Source organism: Pseudomonas sp. GM50 (assembly GCF_000282375.1).
Taxonomy (GTDB): domain Bacteria; phylum Pseudomonadota; class Gammaproteobacteria; order Pseudomonadales; family Pseudomonadaceae; genus Aquipseudomonas.
The window spans coordinates 1-1,366 of record NZ_AKJK01000131.1 but is presented as its reverse complement, the minus strand read 5'-3'; the positions used below and the strand labels follow the sequence as shown (position 1 = coordinate 1,366).

Here is a 1,366-nt window from a genome sequence, read left to right as displayed (position 1 = left end):
CGCTCCCACATCTATGGTTACCCCCTTTTCTGCAATACTGTTTTTGATGCGTGTTTGGCTTGCTTTCATCTATCCGGCGTCTGAGTGGGGGTTGTAGCCCCGCGCCTCGATGAGAATCGATGCCCGACGATCCTAATTATTCGAACGGCCTTTCAGCCGTGTGGGAGCTCAGGGTTGTCGTCAGGCCGGTTGGCCGTTCACGTCATCTGTTATCCAGCATCGCAAAACCAGGTGGGTGGTGCTCGGGTGACAGCAGGGTCAGGCGTTCATCGCGGCTGGCCCTGCATCGAATTCAGTGTGGTGGGCCGCAATCGCCCAGGCGATCCTCGCCAGCTTGTTGGCCAGCGCGCAGACCACATGGTTGGAGTGATGGTGGGCCAATAGCTGCCGGACCCAGTCCGCCAGCCAGCCTTTCTGTCGCTCCAGCTGTATCAAGTAAACACGGGCACACTGGATGAGCAGGCGCCGCTGGTTTCGATCACCACGCTTGCTGATGCCCAGCAGGACGGTCTTGCCGCCTGTGGAGTGCTGTTTGGGCACCAGCCCGATCGAGGCCGAATAGCCTCGGCCGCATTTGAACTGTTTGCCATCGCCCAACTCCGCCGCCAGGACGCTGGAGGTGATCGGGCCGACACACGGCATGGTCATCAAACGGGCCGCCAGATCATCTTCAGCGGCCTGGCATTCCACGTCCTTGTCCAGCTTTTTGACCTGCCCGTCCAGGTAGTTGAAGTGCTCATGCAACATCATCAGATTTTTTTTGAAGGGCTCAGAAAGTGAACTCGCCTCCAGCATCGCCGGTAGTGTGTTGATCGATTTGAAGCCCGGGGTCAGGCTGACGCCCACTTCCAGAAGGGCGGCGTGAATCCGATTGACGGTCGCGGTGCGGTCTTTGATGAACGAATCACGTATCGAGTTGGACATGGCCAGCACCTGCTGAGCCTGGGTTTTGGGGTGCACAAAGCGCATCGTCGGACGAGTCGCCGCCTCGCCGATCGCCTCGGCATCCGCGAAGTCGTTCTTGTTGCTTTTCACGTAAGGACGCACGAGATGAGGAGCAATGAGCTTGGGCGTATGCCCCTGCTTGGCCACCTCCTGTGCCATGAAGTGGGCTCCGCCACAGGCCTCCATCACGACGGTGCAGGGTTCAAGATTCGCCAGGTGTTGAATGAGCGCCACACGAGTAAACTTTTTGCGGTAAAGCTCATGGCCTCGATCATCTTGCGCATGCAGGTGAAAGGCGTGTTTTCCCAAATCGATGGCGGCAATAGCTACTTTCATGGCAACGGTCTCCGATGAGCCCCCTGCGAAAGCTTAGTGGGCGATCGCAGGGGGCGGCGGGGGTAGCCATTTCATTATTCGACCG

General features: G+C 58.4%; 1 protein-coding gene. It reads right to left on the bottom strand.

What is annotated here, in order from left to right; genetic code table 11:
• Positions 1-258: 258 nt before the first annotated feature.
• The gene (locus PMI30_RS02220) at positions 259-1,281 is read right to left on the bottom strand and encodes an IS110 family transposase (RefSeq protein WP_008014587.1); all 1,023 of its coding nucleotides are present in this window, start codon (positions 1,279-1,281) and stop codon (positions 259-261) included.
• Positions 1,282-1,366: the final 85 nt, after the last annotated feature.

What these genes read in the sequence shown, in the direction of transcription:
- PMI30_RS02220 (WP_008014587.1), bottom strand. Translation starts at nt 1,281, where the DNA reads ATGAAAGTAGCTATTGCCGCCATCGATTTGGGAAAACACGCCTTTCAC.